This window comes from Streptomyces cyanogenus (genome assembly GCF_017526105.1).
Classification (GTDB): Bacteria; Actinomycetota; Actinomycetes; order Streptomycetales; family Streptomycetaceae; genus Streptomyces; species Streptomyces cyanogenus.
Genome location: NZ_CP071839.1, coordinates 5,283,402 through 5,302,838 on the forward strand (window position 1 = coordinate 5,283,402; position 19,437 = coordinate 5,302,838).

Consider the following 19,437-nt stretch of genomic DNA (forward strand, 5'->3'; position numbering starts at 1 on the left):
CGACGAGGAGAGCACGTGTCGCAGGAGAAGTCTGTCCAGACCCGGGACGAGGACGGGTACGACTACGACGTGATCGTCGTCGGATCCGGGTTCGGCGGCTCGGTGTCCGCCCTTCGGCTCACCGAGAAGGGGTACAGAGTCGGCGTACTCGAAGCCGGACGCCGCTTCACGCGCGCCACGCTGCCCAAGAACTCCTGGGACCTGAAGAACTACCTCTGGGCCCCGAAGCTCGGCATGTACGGCATCCAGCGCATCCACCTGCTGGGCAACGTCATGGTCCTCGCGGGCGCCGGCGTCGGCGGCGGCTCCCTCAACTACGCCAACACCCTCTACGTACCGCCGAAGGCCTTCTTCGACGACCCCCAGTGGCGGCACATCACCGACTGGCAGGAGGAGCTGAAGCCGTACTACGACCAGGCCCAGCGCATGCTCGGCGTGCGGCTCAACCCCACCATGACCCCCTCCGACGTGCACCTGAAGGCGGCGGCCCAGCGGATGGGCGTCGGCGACACCTTCCACCTGGCCCCGGTCGGCGTGTTCTTCGGCGACGGCAAGGACGCCGACGGCACGACGAAGGCCCGGCCCGGGGAGAAGGCGAGCGACCCGTACTTCGGCGGCGCCGGCCCCGACCGCAACGCCTGCACCGAGTGCGGCGAGTGCATGACCGGCTGCCGGCACGGCGCGAAGAACACCCTCAACGAGAACTACCTCTACCTCGCCGAGAAGTCGGGCGCGGTCGTCCACCCCCTGACCACGGTCGTGTCCGTCACCGACGACTCGCGGGGCGGCTACGCGGTGGCGACCCTGCCGACCGACCGGAGGAAGAAGGGCAAGGGCCGGATCTTCACCGCCCGCAGGGTGGTCCTCGCGGCCGGCACCTACGGCACCCAGACCCTGCTGCACCGCATGAAGGCCGGCCGGCAGCTGCCGTACCTGTCCGCCCGGCTCGGCGACCTCACCCGCACCAACTCCGAGGCGCTGGTCGGCGCGCAGACCGACAACCGCCGCTACCGCAGGGCCACCGGCGCGCCGAAGGCCGACTTCACGCGGGGCGTCGCCATCACGTCCTCGATCCACCCCGACGAGAACACCCACATCGAGCCGGTCCGCTACGGCAGGGGCTCCAACGCGATGGGCGGCCTGTCGATCCTCCAGGTGCCGTACGCGGAGGGCTCCTCGCGTGTCCTCGCCTGGCTGGCGAACGCGGCCCGGCACCCGCTGCTGGCCGCCCGTTCGCTGTCCAACCGGCGCTGGTCGGAGCGGACCATCATCGGCCTGGTCATGCAGTCCCTGGACAACTCGCTGACCACGTACCTGAAGCCGGACGGGATCGGCAGGGGCCTGCTCACCGCGCGGCAGGGGCACGGCGCGCCCAACCCCAAGCAGATCAGGGCCGCGAGCGAGGCCGCCTCCGCGCTCGCCGCCGAGATCAACGGCTTCGCCGGCAGCAACGTCGGCGAGCTGATGGGCACCCCGCTCACCGCGCACTTCCTCGGCGGCTGCCCCATCGGCGACTCCCCGGAGACCGGTGTGATCGACCCGTACCACCGGCTCTACGGCCACCCCGGCATCTCGGTCGTGGACGGCGCCGCGGTCTCGGCGAACCTGGGCGTGAACCCCTCGCTGACGATCACCGCGCAGGCCGAGCGGGCGATGTCGTTCTGGCCGAACAAGGGCGAGGAGGATCCGCGGCCGGCGCCGGGGACGGCCTACGAGCGGCTGACGCCGGTGGAGCCGAAGGCCCCGGTGGTCCCGGCGGACGCGTTCGGCGCGCTGCGGCTGCCGTTCCTGGGGATGCCGGCGGTGCCCCCGAAGAAGTGACCACGGCGGCCCGGGCGGCACAACGGTGACCGCGGCCCGGCGGTACAGAGGGACCTGCATCCCCCTCCGAAGGCAGGTCCCTCTCGCCGTTTCTTGATCCGGCAGGTTTGATCAGCGAAAAGCGAGAAGGGTTGCTCCGGAGGTCCGGGATTTTCGTGTGAGGCGGGTCACACCGTGTTGGGTGCCTGTTCGCGGGCATGACGAAGGGCCCCGCGGGACGGAGAGGCCGCGGGGCCCTTCTCTCGGTCAGCACCGGCGTCAGGGCAGCGCCGGTGCCCGGGAAGCGGCGCCGGGGGTTGCACCGCCTGTTCGTGTGCCCTGTGGCCTGTCTTCGGTTCTCCGCCGGCCGGCCCCGGGCGTCCCCGGAGCCGGCCGTTCTCTTGGGTGACCGGGCTGCTGTCCCCTGCCGTCCGGTCACTGCCGGAGCGAGGTCCCACGGCGTACGGCACGACCCGTACGCCTCATCGCTCCAGCGAGCCACGCGTGGTTCTGTCGGGCCCGCCCCTGGCTGGCACGGACACCCCGCTCAACGAGGCGGTGCACGGGCCGGTCACGCGCCGTACGGGTGAGAGCGGGACCGAACTCAGATACGACCCCGGCTCAGCTCCAGCAGAGTCATGGCGAGGCTGGTGCCGGGCTTGCCGAGGGCGTCCCGGTAGCGGGCGAGGATCTCCATCTCGCGGGAGAGGTGCACCCGCCGGCCGCCGGAGGCGATCCGGGTCTGCTGGACGACGGCGGAGACGGCCATCCGCTCCTGGACGAGGCCGATGATCCGGTCGTCGAGCGCGTCGATGCGCTCACGGGCGTCGGCGATGATCGTCTCCGGGCCGGCGGCCGCTTCCGGGCTGGTGGTGGTCATGTCGGGGCTCCTTGTCGGGAGGGTGGTCGCCCCGGGACGACAGGACCCGGAAAACGACAGGCGCCCCGGGCCTTGTCGGCCCGGGGCGCCTGGGAAGTCGCTTGGCGGTTCGCTCAAGCAGCACGACCATGGCAGCCGGCGGGCCGGATGCCATAGGTAAAGACGAAGGTCGAGTGCTTGCGCATGCGGGCCAGTATGCCATGGCGGCTCGTCTCGGAGGTCGCGCGGCCGCCCCGTTAGAATCGGAAGCACAGACCCCCGCCCGACCACCAGAAGGCACCCCGTGTCATCAGCGACCCAGTCTGCCGCCACCCCCGACACCGTCCTGGTCGTCGACTTCGGCGCGCAGTACGCCCAGCTCATCGCCCGTCGCGTCCGCGAGGCGCGGGTCTACAGCGAGATCGTGCCCAGCACCATGCCGGTGGCCGAGATGCTCGCCAAGAACCCCGCGGCGATCATCCTCTCCGGCGGCCCCTCGTCCGTGTACGAGGAGGGCGCTCCCACCCTCGACCGCGAGATCTTCGAGGCCGGCGTCCCCGTCTTCGGCATGTGCTACGGCTTCCAGCTCATGGCGCAGTCCCTCGGCGGCACCGTCGACAACACCGGCGCCCGCGAGTACGGCCGTACCGACCTGCACGTCTGCAGGAACTCCTCCACCCTCTTCGAGGGCACCCCGGACGAGCAGCACGTGTGGATGTCGCACGGCGACGCCTGCTCCGCCGCCCCCGAGGGCTTCACGGTGACCGCGTCCACGGACGTCGTCCCGGTCGCCGCCTTCGAGAACGACGACAAGAAGCTGTACGGCGTCCAGTACCACCCCGAGGTCATGCACTCCACGCACGGCCAGCAGGTGCTGGAGCACTTCCTCTACCGCGGTGCCGGCCTGAAGCCGAACTGGACCACCGGCAACGTGATCGAGGAGCAGGTCGAGGCCATCCGCGCGCTGGTCGGCGACAAGCGCGCGATCTGCGGCCTGTCCGGCGGTGTCGACTCCGCCGTGGCCGCCGCCCTGGTCCAGAAGGCCATCGGCTCCCAGCTGACCTGCGTGTACGTCGACCACGGCCTGATGCGCAAGGGCGAGACCGAGCAGGTCGAGAAGGACTTCGTCGCGGCCACCGGCGTCCAGCTGAAGGTCGTGGACGCCGAGGAGCGCTTCCTCAAGGCCCTCGCCGGGGTCACCGACCCCGAGGAGAAGCGGAAGATCATCGGCCGCGAGTTCATCCGCGTCTTCGAGCAGGCGCAGGCCGAGATCATCGCCGACGAGGGCCCGGCCGTGGAGTTCCTGGTCCAGGGCACCCTGTACCCGGACGTGGTCGAGTCCGGCGGCGGCACCGGCACCGCCAACATCAAGTCGCACCACAACGTCGGCGGCCTGCCCGAGGACCTCGAGTTCAAGCTGATCGAGCCGCTGCGCAAGCTGTTCAAGGACGAGGTCCGCATGGTCGGCCAGGAGCTGGGCCTGCCCGAGGAGATCGTCCAGCGCCAGCCCTTCCCCGGCCCCGGCCTGGGCATCCGGATCGTCGGCGAGGTGACGAAGGAGCGGCTGGACCTGCTCCGCGAGGCCGACGCCATCGCCCGCGAGGAGCTGACCGCGGCCGGCCTGGACCGCGACATCTGGCAGTGCCCGGTGGTCCTGCTCGCCGACGTCCGCAGCGTGGGCGTGCAGGGCGACGGCCGCACCTACGGCCACCCGATCGTCCTGCGCCCGGTCTCCTCCGAGGACGCCATGACCGCCGACTGGTCCCGGCTGCCCTACGACGTCCTCGGCCGCATCTCGACCCGGATCACCAACGAGGTCCGGGACGTCAACCGGGTCGTCCTGGACGTGACCTCCAAGCCGCCGGGCACGATCGAGTGGGAGTGATCCCCCGGATCAGGTCCGCTTGAGCGTGCGCACCGGCGCTCCGGGCCACCAGACCAGGGTGACCAGATACCGGTCGTCCTCGACGTAGGTCCGCACGACCTCCGTCAGCTCGGTGCGGAAGAGGTGGAACGGCTGCGGCGGTTCCACCTCTTCCACGTACGCGGCCCTCGCCTCGCCGTCCTCGACCTCGTACGCCCGTCCGCCGATCCGGACGTCGCCGCCGCCCATGCCCGTACCGTCGCCGGGGTTGGCCTGGAGGGCGAAACGCGGGTCGCGGCGCAGGTCGAGGGCCTTGAGGGAGCCCGGCATCATGCCGAGCCACAGCTCCCCGCGCAGAAAACGGGCCTCGATCCCACAGGTGCGGGGCGAGCCGTCCTTGCGGAGGGTCGCGAGGACGTGGTGCCGGTACGCGCCGAAGCGCTCCTCGGCGGTCCGCGCCAGATCGGGTACGGCGGTGCGGAAGTCTCCCCAGTTCATACGGTTCATGCCGGGCAGCCTCCCCCGGAATCCCGACATCCTCTGTCGGGATGGTGTGGCGCACCGCATCTTCACGGACCAGCTCTGCCCTTTTGAGCCGGCCGACGGTACCTTCCGGCCCGTACCGCAATCCCCGCACGGGAGGATCTATGCACGGGCCCACTCCGCCCCTGCCGCTGCCCACCGACCGGCTGCAGTTCGCCATGCCGCCGATGCACGAGTCGGCCGAGGACGAACGCCGGCACCGCAAGGAGCGGCTCGCGGGCGCCCTGCGGATCTTCGGCCGGGCCGGGTTCGAGGACGGGGTGTCCGGGCACATCACCGCCCGGGACCCGGAGTTCACCGACTGCTTCTGGGTCAATCCGTTCGGGATGCCGTTCAAGCACGTCACCGTCAGCGATCTCGTCCTCGCCAACCAGGACGGACAGGTCGTCGAGGGCCGCTACCACGTCAACCAGGCCGCGTTCACCGTGCACGCCCAGGTGCACGCCGCCCGGCCCGACGTCGTCGCCGTCGCCCACTGCCACTCGGTGCACGGCCGCGCCCTCGCCGCCCTCGGCGACCTGATCGACCCCATCACCCAGGAGAGCTGCGCCTTCTACGAGGACCTCGCCCTCTACGACGCCTACACCGGTGTCACCGTGGACGCCGAGGAGGGCCGCCGGATCGCCGCCGCGCTGGGCTCCCGCAAGGCACTCGTGCTGCGCAACCACGGCCTGCTCACCGTCGGCGACTCGGTGGACGCGGCGGCCTGGTGGTTCCTGTCCCTGGAGCGGTCCTGCCAGGTGCAGCTGCTGGCGAAGGCGGCCGGCCGGCCGGTCCTCATCGACCACAAGCGCGCCGTCGCCACCCGCGAACAGCTCGGCGGCGACCTGGTGGCCTGGATCAACTACCAGCCGCTGTGGCAGGACATCAGCCGCGGCGAACCCGACCTGCTCAGCTGAGGCCGCCGCCTCCGGAGCCGCATCCGAAGCCCCCGAGGATGACCGCCTTGGTCCTCCCGAACTCCTCGTCCGTGAGCACACCGTCCCGGTGCAGCTCACCCAGCTCCCGCAGGCGGCGCAGCAGCACATCGTGACCGCCGTCGCGCGCCGGCACGCCGGCCGGGGACCGGGGCCGGTCCTCTGGCGAGCCGTCGGCGCGGGTGGAGGGATGCGGCAGCCGGGCGGTGACCGCCGTCGCGACCAGCGCCGTCAGCAGATCCCGGCGGACACTGCCCCACAGGTCCAGGGCGTACGGGTCCCGCTCGGGCGGCAGCCTGGAGAACACCGTCTCCCGGGTCACGAACCGCAGGAAGCCGTCCTCGGACCCCGAGTTGGGCAGCCACTCCACCTGCACCACGTCCCCGAGCGCGATGATCCGCGGGCCGGTCGCGCGCTTGACCCGGTCGGAGGTGTCGGCCCAGTCGATGCGCACCTGGCTGCCGTCGAAGGACACCGTGCCGTCGGAGGACCGAACCGAGACCGGCACCGGCGGCCCCGGCAGCAGATAGCCGTCCGTCGGCCCTTCGGGGACCTGGTCCAGGAGCAGCGCGTGCCGGATCTCCTCGGCGACGTACTGCGCGACCCCCGAACGGTCCGCGTCCACCGTCAGCCGGTACGGGTCGGCCGCGTCCGGCAGCCGGCCGCCGGTGGCCTGCAACAGGGGGTCGGCGCCCTCGCGCAGCCGCATCCGCAGCCGGCCGCGCCTGCGCTCCGGCTCGTAGACCACACCCGAGACCGCCTCCAGCGGTACGGCGATCTCCCCGTACGTCTGCCGGAACAGCGGCACCGAGCGGTGCGGCCCGGGGGTGATCCGGATCGTGCTGCCGTCGAAGGCCCAGGTCCCGTCCCGCTGGATGATCTCGGCCATACGGCGATTCTCGCAGCCGGGTCAACCCGGCGGCCCCGGCTTCACTCGCGCTGACCCGGCCCAACCGCCCCGAAGGCCCCCGCATAGGGCACAATTCGCTGTCGTCACCGGGGAGTTGCCCGGCCGTCGTGCGCCCCGCCGGGGCGGACGGCCGGATCGGCAGGTCGTGGGGAAGGCGGGCGTCGGGCGTGGCGGTGCAGGAGGCGAGAGGGGACACGGATGCCGAGAGCGTCCACGAGGGCGGCTGCACCTGCGGGGACTGCCCGCACGGCGCCCGGGAGGGACACCGGCGGGCCGTCGCCGCGTTCCTGCGCCGGCGCGACGAGTTCGCCGCCGGCCGGGGACTGCCGGCGGCCGTGGCGCACTCCGCCTCGGCGTCCCGCCAGTGGGTCTCCGAGGAACTGACCCAGCGGGCCGAGGCCGTCGCCGAACAGGGCCGGGCCGAGGGCGCGGCCCGGCTCACCCGGCTGTGGCTGCGGACGGTGTGCGCCGTGTGGGGCGCGGTCGTCGCACTGCTGCTCGCCGAGGCGCTCACCGCGATCGGCGCGGGCTGGACCGGCGCCCGCACCGCGGCCCTGCTCGCCGCACTGGCCGTCGCCGGCGCGCTGACCGCCGCCTGCTTCCTGCACCGGGCGCGCGGCGGAGCGCTCGCCCCGGTGATCGGCGAGGACAACCGCATGTCCACCTCCCGTACCGTCGCCGCCTGCTGGGTGCTGTTCGTCGGTTACGCCGTCCTGCTGCTGGCCGCCCGCCTGGCCGCCGCCTCCGACCACGCCGAACGCGACGCGCTGATCTCCGGCCTCGATCTCGCGCGCGGCGCGGGCGTGGTGACCGTCCTCGCCGTGGTGTGCGGCATCGCCGTCCTGGTCCGCCGGGTGGTGGGCCTGCGCGTCCTCGCCCAGCGGCTGCAGAAGGTGCCGGCCCACCGCCCGCGCGCCGCCGACCTGCTCACCGACGACTCCGGCAAGGGCGCCTTCGCCGACATCCAGTACGTCGCCGTCAGCGCCGTCGCCCTGCTCTTCGCCGCCGTACGGCTGGCCCGCCGCCCCGACCAGCTGCCCGACCTGCCCTGGGGCCTGGCCGTGGTCGTGCTGATCTCGGCCGCCACCTACCTGGCCGGCAAGTACTCCGAGGGTGGCCGGCCGGTGATCCTCTCGGTGGTCCGCGCCCGCGAACCCGGCGACCTGGACGGCCCGATCCGCACCGGCGACGACATCGAGATCCGCGGCAGCGGCTTCATCCCGCCCGGCGCCCAGACCGCCGACCGGCTCTGCCGCATGGTCGTCCGGATCGGCGCGGTCGACGTCCACGTCCCCCTGGTCCCCGTCGCGGGCGGCTTCCGCAACCCCACGGACCACGCCCTGACCGTGCCCGTACCCGCCGACGTCGAGCCCGGCACCGTGGACGTCCAGGTGGTGACCGCGGCCGGCGTGGCGACCAACCGCTACCCCCTCCAGGTGACCGAGTGAGCACCGGACACGCCCGCGCGGGCGCCCGAGACCCGGAAAATCGTCCGCGACAGGATTGAACCGACTCCCTTCGTCATACGTATGTCAATCGAGGGGTGGCACGGCGGGCGAGAGGCGGCTGCGGCGATGACTCACGGCATGCGGACCCAGACACACACCACCGGGGTGCACGACCCCCGCTCCTGGCGGGACACCGCAGCCCACTACGCCCTGCTGCCCCTGCGCGTCTTCCTGGGCGTCACCTTCGTCTACGCCGGTCTGGACAAGCTCACCGACAGCGCGTTCATGCAGTCCGCCGGCACCGGCTCGATCGGCGAGACCATGCGCGCGGCCCGCGACTCCGCCGCCATCCCGGCCCTGGTCGACCTGGCCCTGAAGAGCCCGGTCGGCTTCGGCTACGCCGTCGCCCTCGGGGAGCTGGCCGTCGGCATCGGCACCCTCCTCGGACTGCTCGGCCGGCTGGCCGCACTCGGCGGCGCGCTGATCTCGCTCAGTCTCTGGCTGACCGTGAGCTGGGCGAGCACCCCGTACTACTACGGCAACGACCTCGCCTACCTGATGGCCTGGCTCCCCCTCGTCCTCGCCGGCACCCCCTACCTCTCCGTGGACGCGGCCTGGCGGGCGCGGCGCCGGCGGGCCGGCGGCTATCTCTGACCGCCCTCCGCCCCCTCCGTGCCGCCCCGTCTGCGTATCCCCCGGGTCAGCACGGCCGTCGCCCCGGCCAGACAGAGCCCGCCCACCACCAGCGGCACGACCGCGAACCACGGGGCGTCCCACAGACCGCCCGCGTCCCCCGCGTACACCGCGGCGGTGGCGGTGAGGAAGAGCCCGGCGACCAGCCTCCCGGGCTGGAACTCATGACGCAGCACGGCTGACCTCCACCTGTCCCACTCCGACGCCGAGCGTCAGATCCAGGGTGCCGGCCTTCCCGGCACCTTCGGCCGGCGCCAGCGTCACCTCTTTGTGCCTGCCCGGCTGCACGTCCACGTCTCTCGCACTGTCCCCGGGCAACCGGATGTCGCCCATCCCCACGTCGATGCTCATCCGCACGGTCGCGTCGGCCGGCACCACCACCTTCAGCTCTCCCGCCCCCACCCGGGCGTCCGTCGAGACCGTCTGCCCCTTGGCCGGATGCACCCGGGTCAGGTCGAGGGTGCCCCGGCCGGTGCCGAGGTCGTACCCGGACCGCACCTGGGCCGCCGCGGCCGGCTTCCAGGACGTCTTCCGCCAGTCGGTGGTGATGTCCCGGGGCAGGGCCGCCGCCCCGGCGAGCAGCGCCGCCGTGACCAGCGCCAGGAACACCGTCCCGGCCCCCGTCCGGCCCAGGACCGCGCTGAGCGCGATGCCCAGTCCGAACACCGCCAGCGCGCACGCCAGCCCGGTCTGCAGGCTGGTGCCCAGCGGGTGCGTGTGCCAGCCGAGCCCGGTGCCCAGGCCGCCCGCCAGCAAGGCCAGCAGGAACACCCAGCCGCCGATCCAGCGCGGGCCGCGTGGTCTCGGAGGCGCGGCCTGCGGCGGCCGTATCGGCCCCGGGTGCGTCCAGGGGGTGGCCATGCCGACGTCCACCGCTGAGAGGAGGTCCCGCTCGCGGGCATCGCCCGGCCCCCACAGATAGCCGGTCCCGCCGACATGGGAGCCGTCCTTGACGATCGGGTCCCGCCACCACGACGGGTAGGTGGTGACGACCGGCGGCGCCTGGGCCTCCGGCGGGGCGTCGGCGGCGGCCTGCGCGGCCAGCGGGTCGGGGCCGGGGGTGCCACGGCGCGGCGACCAGTACCCCGCGCCCGCCAGCAGCAGCGAGAGCACCGTGGCGAACGCCAGCACCCCGCCGTTCTTCAGCAGGGTCAGGAGGATCCCGCAGCCGACCAGCGTGAACAGCACGGCGGCCAGCGCCTGGCCGTCGACCCGGGCCGTGAAGAGCTTGCGCAGCTCGTTCTCCTCCTCGTCCTCGTACGGCACCAGGAGCCAGACGAAGCCATAGAAGATCAGGCCCAGGCCGCCGGTCGCCGACAGCACGGCCAGCGTGATCCGGAAGATCACCGGATCCATGTCGGTCTGCCGCCCCAGTCCCGCGCACACGCCCGCGATCATCTTGTGCCGGCGGTCGCGCCGGAGCCGGGCGGGTGCTCCGGCGCCCTCCTGCTGCGCGGGCCCGTCCGGGGAGGAAGGGGTGCCGGCGCCGGCCGCTCCCGTCTCTTGCGTCGCGGCGGGCGCGGCATCCGTCGGCCCGGTGCCCGGGGCCGGGCGCGGGCCGGGGCCGGGTCCCGGACCCGTCGCGGCGTGCTCGTGATCCGTCATGCGTTCCATGGTGACGGCCCGGCCGCCGCGACGGCAGCCGGGACGACCCTGGGCGAACCCTGAAATCGGCCCTGAGACGAGGCGGGGAAGCGTTCGACCGGCGCGCACCGCCCGCCGGTCCCCTCACCCGGACCGGCTCCGGACGGAAGATCAGGGGTGTCTCGGGGGCCGACCCTGATGCCCCCTCCGCCCGGCCGTGTGACCATCGTTGGCATGCCGGAAGCCGCAAGCCTGCCACTCGACGACCCGCGGCCACCGCGCAAGCTCTACCGCAGCAGCGACGGACGCTGGCTCGGCGGAGTGGCGCGGGGCCTCGCCGGGCACCTCGGGCTGCCCGTCGTCTGGGTGCGGCTCGTCTTCGTCGGCCTGTTCATGGCCGACGGCCTCGGAGCGCTGCTGTACGCCGCGTTCTGGTTCTTCGTCCCGCTCGGTGTCGGCGGCGTCGGCGACCAGAAGCCCTCGCTGGTGGGCACCGAGAGCTGGCCCGACGGGCGCCGCAGGCTCGTCGCCCGCAAACCGGACCGGGGCCAGATCGTCGCGCTGCTCCTCATGGTCATCGTGTCGATGGTCTTCGTGGGCAGCGTCGACCTGGACAGCGCGGCCAAGGCATATCTGGTGCCCGCCGTCCTCGTCGCGGCCGGTGTCGCCCTCGTCTGGCGTCAGGCGGACAACGCCCGGCGGGCCCGCTGGGTCGAGGTCGGCAGCCGGCGCCGCACCCTCACCCTGCTGCGCACCGCCGGCGGCGTCCTGCTGGTCACGGCCGGTGTCACCGTCGTCTTCGTCCTGCAGGGCTCGGCCGCCCACCTGGGCGCGGTCCTGCAGGCCGCGCTCGCCGTCCTCGTCGGCATCACCCTGCTCGCCGGCCCCTACCTGGTCCGCATGACCCAGGACCTGTCCGAGGAGCGGCTGATGCGCATCCGTGCCCAGGAACGCGCTGAAGTCGCCGCCCACGTCCACGACTCCGTGCTGCACACCCTCACCCTGATCCAGCGCAACGCCGACCAGGCTGGCGAGGTGCGCCGCCTCGCCCGCGCGCAGGAGCGGGAACTGCGTGCCTGGCTGTACAAGCCGGAGGGCACCGGCAAGGACGAGGCGGACGAGCCGGACACGGTCGCCGAGGCGGTGCGCCGCAACGCCGCCGAGGTGGAGGACAAGCACGGGGTGCCCATCGAGGTCGTGATCGTGGGCGACTGCCCGCTGGACGAGAGGACCGGAGCGCAGATGCAAGCCGCGCGCGAGGCGATGGTGAACGCCGCCAAGTACGGTGGCGAGGGCGGTGCCGTACAGGTCTACGCCGAAGTCGAGGGGAAGACGGTCTTCGTGTCCGTACGGGACCGCGGCCCCGGCTTCGACCTCGACGCGATACCCACCGACCGCATGGGTGTCAGAGAATCGATCATCGGCCGCATGGAACGCAACGGCGGCACGGCCCGGCTGCGGGCGGTGCCCGGCGGCGGCACCGAGGTCGAGCTGGAGATGGAGAGGGCGGAGAAGACGTCATGAGCGACGCGACCGAGGCGAACGGCACGGGGGCGGCGGAGTCCGGACTGCCCGGCGGCGCGGGCGGGCGGCACGTACGGGTGGTCCTCGTGGACGACCACCGGATGTTCCGCGCCGGCGTCCAGGCCGAGATCGGCCGGACCGCCGAGACCGGCGTCGAGGTGGTCGGCGAGGCCGCGGACGTCGACCAGGCGGTCGCGGTCATCACCGCCACCCGGCCCGAGGTCGTCCTCCTCGACGTCCACCTGCCGGGCGGCGGTGGGGTCGAAGTGCTGCGCCGCTGCGCGGCGTTGACCGCGGACGCCGAACAGCCCGTCCGTTTCCTCGCGCTGTCCGTGTCGGACGCGGCGGAGGACGTGATCGGGGTGATCCGCGGCGGCGCCCGGGGCTATGTCACCAAGACCATCACCGGCGCGGACCTGGTCGACTCGATCTTCCGCGTCCAGGAGGGCGACGCCGTCTTCTCCCCGCGGCTCGCCGGGTTCGTGCTCGACGCCTTCGCCTCCACGGACGCCCCGCCGGTGGACGAGGACCTGGACCGCCTCACCCAGCGGGAACGCGAGGTGCTGCGCCTGATCGCCCGTGGCTATGCGTACAAGGAGATCGCCAAGCAGCTGTTCATCTCGGTGAAGACGGTCGAGTCCCATGTCTCGGCGGTCCTGCGCAAGCTCCAGTTGTCGAACCGGCACGAGCTGACCCGCTGGGCCACCGCACGCCGGCTGGTCTGACCCCTACGGCTCACCCTCGCCCCACCTGCTTCCGGCCTCAGGCGACCCTGGTAGCCCCCGCGAAGGGCATCTGGTCGATCGGGGCCACGCGGACCGGTGCCGACGGGTTCGGGGCGTGGATCATCCGGCCGTTGCCCACGTAGATGCCGACGTGGCTGATCCCGGAGTAGAAGAACACCAGGTCCCCCGGGCGGAGTTCGGAACGGGAGACCCGGTGGCCCGCGTTGATCTGGGCGTAGGTGGTGCGCGGCAGGGAGATGCCGGCGGAACGGTAGGCGGCCTGGACCAGGCCCGAGCAGTCGAAGGCGTTCGGGCCGGTCGCTCCCCACACATAGGGGCTGCCGAGCTTGCCGTAGGCGTAGGCGACGGCCGCCGCCGCGCGGGTGGTGGGGGCCGGGGCGGACCCGGCCCGCTCCAGCGGCTCCCGCGGGTCCACGGCCGACCGCGAGACGCGCGGTCCGCTCGTACCGCCGGCACCGGTGGCCTCGGCTCGCTGCCGTGGAGTCAGCCGTGCCAGCAGCCGCCGGGCCTCGGCCAGCTTGCCGGTGAGGGTCTTCTTGTGCCGGTTCAGCTCGGCCTGCCGGGACCGCAGCGAGGTCAGTTCGATGCGCGCGGCACCGCGCAACCGCTCGATCTCGCGCAGTTGCCGGCGCACCTGTGAGACGGCGGCGGCCTGCCGGTCACCGGCCCGCTCGGCGAGCGCGGCGCCGTCCAGGTACCGGTCTGGGTCGCTGGAGAGGGCCAGTTGCCAGGCCGGGTCGATGCCGCCGTCGCGGTACTGCGCCGCCGCGGCGCCACCCAGTGCCTCCCGGGCGGAGTTGAGCTTCGTCTGCTTGCGGGCGGCCTGCTCCTGGAGCGAGTTCAGCCGCCGCTGGGACGTGTCCGCCTTCTCCTTCGCCTCGTGGTATTTCTCGGTGGCGGCCTCGGCCTCCCGGTACAGGGTGTCCACCTTCGCCTTCACCTGCTGCGGCGTCAGCTGTGGCTCGGCGTGTCCCGTCCCGTCGAAACCCGTCGCGGTGGCCGCGCCCGCCAGGGCGAGCGTGACGGCCGTCCGGGCCGTATGGCCGCTGAACGGGCGTTGCGAGGGCTTGCGGTGCGCTGCCACCTGGACTGTCACGTCCTTCCGTACGACTCGTACGACCGAGCGGTCAGTACGCCCCGCGGCGGCCCGCACAGGGGAGGCGGGCCGCCGCCGGGCCTTTCTCGGCGGTGGTGGCCGACTGCCGCCCATGGCCCGGGCGGCGGTGGGGAGCCGGTCACCTGGGGGAGGACGGTAGGCCGGACGGTGACAAGTGGGTAACGCGCTGTACGGAACTGGTTCGGACGGACCGGGTTTTGGCCGTATGTGATCGCAGGGACGCAGGGGAGTCGTCGTGTTTACGTAGCGTGGTGATCGAAGTGCGGAAAGTGAGAATGGTGGCGAGCGTGGGGTGCTACCGCGCCTCAGTGCCGGAACTTCCAAGCGCCCCGAGTGTCAGTCCGCGGCCGTGTCGAGGGAACCTTGCGAACTCCTTCGGTGGGCCCGGTGACGGGGCGGCCGGAGGCCCCTGGCTAGGCTCCGGCCCCATGGACGTACTCATCCATCTCTTCGTCGGCCTGCACATCGTCGGTATCGCCGCGCTGCTCGGCGGATTCCTCACCCAGATGAAGGCGATGGGCCAGGGCACGGCCCGGTTCGTGCCCGGGATGCTGCACGGCGCGCTGACCATGCTGGTCACCGGCGTGGCCCTCGTCGGCCTCAACCAGGCCGACGACCACCACGTCAACACCATCAAGATCGGCGTGAAGCTGGCCCTGCTGATCGTGATCCTCGGCCTGGTCTACGTGAAGCGCGACGAGGAACGGGTCGACAAGGGCCTCTTCGGGCTGGTCGGCCTGCTCACCACGGCCAACATCTTCATCGCCGTCCTCTGGACCTGACCCCCGGCGCGCCCCGGGGTCAGCCCGGCCGCACCACGCTGTGGACGGCCGACTCACCGATGCCGGAGACCGGCTCCTCGCTGACGTAGGCGCCCGGCCTGGGGGCGTGGATCATCAGGCCGTCGCCCGTGCAGAGCCCGACATGGCTGACGTCGTCGTGGAAGAAGACGAGGTCACCGGGGCGGGCGTCGGCCGGCGGAACCGGGGTGCCCACTTCGGCCTGCTCGCGCGCGGTGCGCGGGAGTGTGACGCCGGCGGACTTCCAGGCGGCCTGGACGAGGCCCGAGCAGTCGTACGAGCCGGGCCCGGCGGCGCCCCACACGCACGGCTTGCCGAGCTGGGCGCGGGCGAAGGCGATGGCCTTCCTGGCCTTGGTCGCGTACGTGCCGGACGGTGTGGCGGCGGCCAAGGCCTGCTGCGACAGCAGCAGGCGCGCGTGGGCGAGCTTTTTCTGCACGGCGGCCTTGGCGGCCTTCGGGCCGCTCGCGACGGCGTCCGGCCGGCTGGTGGTGGGGGCCGTGAGGGGAGCGGCCTGAACGACCGCGGGGGCTGCTGTCCTCTGGGCGGATCGGGGGAGTGCTGTCCTCGGGGCGGGAGCGGCCTGGGGGACTGCTGTCGTGGCGGTGGGCTCGGCGGCCGAGGTGGTTCCGGTGAGCGCGGTGGCAGCTGCTTCCCCGGCGGCTGCGCCGACGCCGCTGTCCGGAACGAGCGCTGCGGTGGCGGCCGTGTCCCTCGTGGGCGACGCGATTCCGGTGTCCGGGACGGGGTGAGCGACTCCCGTGTCACGGGCGTGCCGGGCGATTCCGGTGTTCTGGGCGGGCTGAGTGACTCCCGTGTCGTGGGCGTGCCGTGCGATTCCGCTGTCCGGAGTGATCCCGGTGACGGCCGTCTCCGCGACGGACGGCGCGATGCCTGTGCCCCCTGCGGAGGGGGAGAGGCCCGTGCTTCCGGCGGCCGGTGCGATGCCCGTGCCCTCAACGGCCGGTGCGATGCCCGTGATCGCGGCGTACGGCGCCATGCCCGTGCCCCTGACGGAGGGCCCGCTCCCGGCGGTCGGTGCCATGCCCGCAGCCCCAAGGGCCGGTGTGGCGCCCGTACCCCCGGCGAGGCCCTTGCCGCGCTCGGCCGGTGCGGCGCCGCGCTGGGCCGGGATCATGCCGCGCAGGTTCGGCAGGGCTCGGTGCTGGGCGCGGCGGGCGACCTCGTCCCGCAGCCGCTGCAGGCTGTCCGCACGGCGCGCCGCCGGGGCCTCGGCGCCGTCGGCCCTCTCGGCCCGCTCACCCCGCCCGATCCAGCCTTCGCCCCGCCCGGAGGCCTGCGTCGGCCCCCCGGCCGCACGCTCGGCCCCCCGCTCGACTCGCCCGGCACCGCGATCGCCCCGTCCGTTCCCCCGGTCGGTGCGCCCGCCGCGCTCCTTGCCCGTGGCGGATGCCTCGGCTGCCGACTCCGCGCGGCGGTACAGGTCGTCGATCTTCCGCTCGATCTCTTCCGGGCTCGGCGCGGCGTGTCCGGCCGTGGGTGCGGCCGCGGCGGTCTGGGAGAGCACGGCCACGGAGGTGAGCGCGGCGGTGGCGAGGGCGGGGGTGCCGATGCCCGCTCCGGGGGTCCCGCCGGGGCGCGGCTTGCGGTGCGACGCCAAGGGAGGCGACTCCTTCCGTACTGCCGCCTACCGGGGAAGCGGTGGGGGCCCCAGGCCGCGAGGGCTCTGGGGGAGGGCTCGGGCGGATGCTCGGAAGGGTCGCCCTACGACGTCGTCCCGGGCGGGAGTCGGCCGATTCACCCCAGGATCGGTGGGTCCCCGGCTCCGGGCACCGTGCGGGGCGCGCCGGACTCGGCGGAGGCCGTGCGGCCCGGCGACGTTCGCCGGAGGGGGGTCGTACGGCCTGACGGCAACGTAGCCAACTCTTGTGTCTTCTGTGAAGGTTGGTGTGCGGTATGTCCGATACATTTCCGTGACCTAAGGGCACTTTCACGCGGACGTGACCAGACGCTTCCGGTGTGTGACCGGCGGAAACGCACTTTCCGTACGAAGATCAACTCGCCGGGGCCACCGCCGGGTTCCGGGGACGGTGACCGGTTGTCGGTGCGGCGCCCTAGACTCGGAGAGCGATGAGCAGCCTCTTTGACGACAGCTTCCTGGCGGACCTCCAGGCCCCTCGCGGGCACGAGGAGCCCCCGCCGCCGCCCGAGGACGATCACGCTCCGGAGCCGCTCCCGGACGATCTGTTCGGCGGGAAGTTCGACGTGCCGCCGGACCGGGACACCCACTACCGCGACGGCGCCCCGCGCCCCGCGCTCGACTCGGCGGCACTCCTGGAGGGGCTGAACGAGAACCAGCGCGCCGCGGTCGTGCACGCCGGCTCCCCGCTGCTCATCGTCGCCGGCGCCGGCTCGGGCAAGACCCGCGTGCTGACCCACCGCATCGCGTACCTGCTCGCCGAGCGGGGCGTCCACCCGGGCCAGATCCTCGCGATCACCTTCACCAACAAGGCCGCGGGCGAGATGAAGGAGCGCGTCGAGCAGCTCGTCGGCCCCCGCGCGCACGCGATGTGGGTGATGACCTTCCACAGCGCGTGCGTGCGCATCCTGCGCCGCGAGAGCAAGAAGCTCGGCTTCACCTCGTCCTTCTCGATCTACGACGCCGCCGACTCCAAGCGCCTGATGGCCCTGGTCTGCCGGGACCTGGACCTCGACCCCAAGCGCTTCCCGCCCAAGTCGTTCAGCGCCAAGATCAGCAACCTGAAGAACGAGCTGATCGACGAGGAGGACTTCGCCGCCCAGGCCGCCGACGGCTTCGAGAAGACCCTCGCCCAGGCCTACGCGCTCTACCAGTCGCGGCTGCGCGAGGCGAACGCGCTCGACTTCGACGACCTGATCATGACGACGGTCAACCTGCTGCGCGCCTTCCCGGACGTCGCCGAGCACTACCGCCGCCGCTTCCGGCACGTCCTGGTGGACGAGTACCAGGACACCAACCACGCGCAGTACGCGCTCGTGCGGGAACTCGTCGGCACGGGGGACCGCGCCGCAGAGGAGGCCGGCACCCCGCCCGGCGAGTACGACATCCCGCCCGCCGAACTCTGCGTCGTGGGTGACGCGGACCAGTCGATCTACGCCTTCCGGGGCGCGACGATCCGCAACATCCTCCAGTTCGAGGAGGACTACCCGGACGCGACGACGATCCTGCTGGAGCAGAACTACCGCTCCACGCAGACCATCCTGTCCGCCGCCAACGCGGTCATCGAGCGCAACGAGTCCCGCCGCCCGAAGAACCTGTGGACCAACGCCGGCCAGGGCGCCCGGATCACCGGGTACGTCGCCGACACCGAGCACGACGAGGCACAGTTCGTCGCGGACGAGATAGACCGCCTGGTCGACGCGGGTGACGCACGCGCGGGAGACGTCGCCGTCTTCTACCGCACCAACGCCCAGTCGCGTGTCTTCGAAGAGGTCTTCATCCGCGTCGGCCTGCCCTACAAGGTCGTCGGCGGGGTCCGCTTCTACGAGCGCAAGGAGGTCCGGGACGTCCTGGCCTACCTGCGCGTCCTCGCCAACCCCGAGGACTCGGTGCCGCTGCGCCGCATCCTCAACGTGCCCAAGCGGGGCATCGGCGAGCGCGCGGAGGCGATGGTCGACGCCCTCGCCCAGCGCGAGAAGATCAGCTTCCCGCAGGCCCTGAAGCGCGTGGACGAGGCGTACGGCATGGCCGCGCGCTCCACCAACGCCGTCAAGCGGTTCAACACGCTGATGGAGGACCTGCGTACGATCGTGGAGTCCGGCGCCGGACCGGCCACCGTCCTCGAAGCGGTCCTCGAACGCACCGGCTACCTGGCAGAGTTGCAGGCGTCCACCGACCCGCAGGACGAGACCCGGATCGAGAACCTCCAGGAACTCGCGGCCGTCGCCCTGGAGTTCGAGCAGGAGCGCGGCGAGGGCGAGCAGGGCACGCTCGCCGACTTCCTGGAGCAGGTCGCCCTGGTCGCCGACTCCGACCAGATCCCCGACGAGGAGGACGGCGACGGCGTCATCACGCTGATGACCCTGCACACCGCCAAGGGCCTGGAGTTCCCGGTCGTGTTCCTGACCGGCATGGAGGACGGCGTCTTCCCGCACATGCGCGCCCTCGGCCAGACCAAGGAGCTGGAGGAGGAGCGCCGCCTGGCGTACGTCGGCATCACGCGCGCGCGGGAGCGGCTGTATCTCACGCGGTCGGCGATGCGCAGCGCCTGGGGCCAGCCGTCGTACAACCCGCCCTCCCGCTTCCTGGAGGAGATCCCGGCCACCCACGTGGAGTGGAAGCGGACGGGGGCGACGGCGCCGGTGTCCTCCGGACCGGCGTCCGGGATCGCGGCCTCGCTGTCGTCCAGCCGTTCGCGCTCCTCGGCGTCGGGTGCGTCCGGGTTCGCCACGCGGCGCACGGGGGAGAAGCCGGTGGTAGCACTGGCCGTCGGGGACCGGGTCACGCACGACCAGTTCGGGCTCGGCACGGTCGTCGCGGTGAAGGGCACGGGTGGGAACGCGGAGGCGACGATCGACTTCGGCGACGCCAAGCCGAAGCGGCTCCTGCTGCGGTACGCGCCGGTGGAGAAGCTGTAGGCCAAAGGGGTCCTCGCCGTCCGGCGAGGACCCTTTTCGGACGTCCCGTGCTCG

General features: G+C 72.7%; 16 protein-coding genes. 9 read left to right on the forward strand and 7 right to left on the reverse strand.

Annotated features, from left to right (window positions below):
• Positions 1-15: 15 nt before the first annotated feature.
• Positions 16-1,821 (forward strand): GMC family oxidoreductase N-terminal domain-containing protein, encoded by a 1,806-nt coding sequence (locus S1361_RS23905; protein WP_208033820.1) that lies wholly within the window; start codon positions 16-18, stop codon positions 1,819-1,821.
• Between the two features lie 583 nt (positions 1,822-2,404).
• Here S1361_RS23905 and S1361_RS23910 read toward each other — a convergent pair.
• Positions 2,405-2,680 (reverse strand): chorismate mutase, encoded by a 276-nt coding sequence (locus tag S1361_RS23910; protein WP_208033821.1) that lies wholly within the window; start codon positions 2,678-2,680, stop codon positions 2,405-2,407.
• A 283-nt stretch (positions 2,681-2,963) separates the two neighbouring features.
• On the opposite strand from S1361_RS23910, the gene guaA reads away from it, so the two are divergent.
• Complete coding sequence (guaA, locus tag S1361_RS23915; protein WP_208033822.1) at positions 2,964-4,544, forward strand: glutamine-hydrolyzing GMP synthase; 1,581 nt, start codon at positions 2,964-2,966, stop codon at positions 4,542-4,544.
• A 9-nt stretch (positions 4,545-4,553) separates the two neighbouring features.
• Here the strand turns inward: guaA and S1361_RS23920 are convergent, their stop codons facing one another.
• Positions 4,554-5,021: a pyridoxamine 5'-phosphate oxidase family protein gene (locus S1361_RS23920; RefSeq protein WP_208036736.1), complete on the reverse strand. Its 468-nt coding sequence runs from the start codon at positions 5,019-5,021 to the stop codon at positions 4,554-4,556.
• Positions 5,022-5,170: 149 nt separating this feature from the next.
• Between S1361_RS23920 and S1361_RS23925 the strand changes: the two genes are divergently transcribed.
• Complete coding sequence (locus S1361_RS23925) at positions 5,171-5,965, forward strand: class II aldolase/adducin family protein (protein WP_208033823.1); 795 nt, start codon at positions 5,171-5,173, stop codon at positions 5,963-5,965.
• On the opposite strand, the gene S1361_RS23930 is transcribed toward S1361_RS23925, so the two are convergent.
• Positions 5,958-6,872, reverse strand: coding sequence for a DUF4429 domain-containing protein (locus tag S1361_RS23930; RefSeq protein ID WP_208033824.1), 915 nt, complete (start codon positions 6,870-6,872; stop codon positions 5,958-5,960). The two genes, S1361_RS23925 and S1361_RS23930, sit on opposite strands and share 8 nt — an antisense overlap.
• Before the next feature lie 188 nt (positions 6,873-7,060).
• Between S1361_RS23930 and S1361_RS23935 the strand changes: the two genes are divergently transcribed.
• Positions 7,061-8,341, forward strand: coding sequence for a hypothetical protein (locus S1361_RS23935; RefSeq protein WP_208033825.1), 1,281 nt, complete (start codon positions 7,061-7,063; stop codon positions 8,339-8,341).
• 126 nt (positions 8,342-8,467) lie between these two features.
• Entirely contained in the window at positions 8,468-8,995 is a 528-nt protein-coding gene (locus tag S1361_RS23940) for a DoxX family membrane protein (RefSeq protein WP_208033826.1), read from the forward strand.
• Here the strand turns inward: S1361_RS23940 and S1361_RS23945 are convergent.
• Both S1361_RS23945 and S1361_RS23950 read right to left on the reverse strand, forming a co-directional pair.
• Entirely contained in the window at positions 8,986-9,210 is a 225-nt protein-coding gene (locus S1361_RS23945) for a hypothetical protein (protein WP_208033827.1), read from the reverse strand. The two genes, S1361_RS23940 and S1361_RS23945, sit on opposite strands and share 10 nt — an antisense overlap.
• Entirely contained in the window at positions 9,197-10,639 is a 1,443-nt protein-coding gene (locus S1361_RS23950) for a PspC domain-containing protein (RefSeq protein WP_208033828.1), read from the reverse strand. Before S1361_RS23950 ends, S1361_RS23945 begins: the two co-directional genes overlap by 14 nt.
• A 213-nt stretch (positions 10,640-10,852) precedes the next feature.
• Between S1361_RS23950 and S1361_RS23955 the strand changes: the two genes are divergently transcribed.
• Positions 10,853-12,142, forward strand: coding sequence for an ATP-binding protein (locus S1361_RS23955; RefSeq protein ID WP_208033829.1), 1,290 nt, complete (start codon positions 10,853-10,855; stop codon positions 12,140-12,142).
• Positions 12,139-12,867, forward strand: a complete 729-nt coding sequence (locus tag S1361_RS23960) for a LuxR C-terminal-related transcriptional regulator (protein WP_208033830.1) — start codon at positions 12,139-12,141, stop codon at positions 12,865-12,867. The genes S1361_RS23955 and S1361_RS23960 overlap by 4 nt, the downstream gene beginning before the upstream one ends.
• Positions 12,868-12,904: 37 nt before the next feature.
• Here the strand turns inward: S1361_RS23960 and S1361_RS23965 are convergent, their stop codons facing one another.
• Positions 12,905-13,972 (reverse strand): C40 family peptidase, encoded by a 1,068-nt coding sequence (locus S1361_RS23965; RefSeq protein ID WP_208036737.1) that lies wholly within the window; start codon positions 13,970-13,972, stop codon positions 12,905-12,907.
• Between the two features lie 461 nt (positions 13,973-14,433).
• Here S1361_RS23965 and S1361_RS23970 point away from each other — a divergent pair, with 461 nt between their 5' ends.
• Positions 14,434-14,787: a hypothetical protein gene (locus tag S1361_RS23970; protein ID WP_208033831.1), complete on the forward strand. Its 354-nt coding sequence runs from the start codon at positions 14,434-14,436 to the stop codon at positions 14,785-14,787.
• 19 nt (positions 14,788-14,806) lie between these two features.
• Here S1361_RS23970 and S1361_RS39350 read toward each other — a convergent pair whose 3' ends face one another.
• Positions 14,807-16,426 carry a C40 family peptidase gene (locus S1361_RS39350; protein ID WP_243769274.1) on the reverse strand — a complete coding sequence of 540 codons (1,620 nt, stop codon included), beginning with the start codon at positions 16,424-16,426 and terminating at the stop codon, positions 14,807-14,809.
• A 470-nt stretch (positions 16,427-16,896) separates the two neighbouring features.
• Between S1361_RS39350 and pcrA the strand changes: the two genes are divergently transcribed.
• A complete protein-coding gene (pcrA, locus tag S1361_RS23985) occupies positions 16,897-19,383 on the forward strand; it encodes a DNA helicase PcrA (RefSeq protein WP_208033832.1) in 2,487 nt (828 codons plus the stop codon).
• Positions 19,384-19,437 lie beyond the last annotated feature (54 nt).

Bases quoted from the DNA above. Each gene is read 5' to 3' on its own strand.
- S1361_RS23940 (WP_208033826.1), top strand. From the start codon at position 8,468: ATGACTCACGGCATGCGGACCCAGACACACACCACCGGGGTGCACGAC.
- S1361_RS23925 (WP_208033823.1), top strand. From the start codon at position 5,171: ATGCACGGGCCCACTCCGCCCCTGCCGCTGCCCACCGACCGGCTGCAG.
- S1361_RS23955 (WP_208033829.1), top strand. From the start codon at position 10,853: ATGCCGGAAGCCGCAAGCCTGCCACTCGACGACCCGCGGCCACCGCGC.
- S1361_RS23950 (WP_208033828.1), bottom strand. From the start codon at position 10,639: ATGACGGATCACGAGCACGCCGCGACGGGTCCGGGACCCGGCCCCGGC.
- S1361_RS23920 (WP_208036736.1), bottom strand. From the start codon at position 5,021: ATGAACTGGGGAGACTTCCGCACCGCCGTACCCGATCTGGCGCGGACC.
- S1361_RS23960 (WP_208033830.1), top strand. From the start codon at position 12,139: ATGAGCGACGCGACCGAGGCGAACGGCACGGGGGCGGCGGAGTCCGGA.
- S1361_RS23910 (WP_208033821.1), bottom strand. From the start codon at position 2,680: ATGACCACCACCAGCCCGGAAGCGGCCGCCGGCCCGGAGACGATCATC.
- S1361_RS23970 (WP_208033831.1), top strand. From the start codon at position 14,434: ATGGACGTACTCATCCATCTCTTCGTCGGCCTGCACATCGTCGGTATC.
- pcrA (WP_208033832.1), top strand. From the start codon at position 16,897: ATGAGCAGCCTCTTTGACGACAGCTTCCTGGCGGACCTCCAGGCCCCT.
- S1361_RS23930 (WP_208033824.1), bottom strand. From the start codon at position 6,872: ATGGCCGAGATCATCCAGCGGGACGGGACCTGGGCCTTCGACGGCAGC.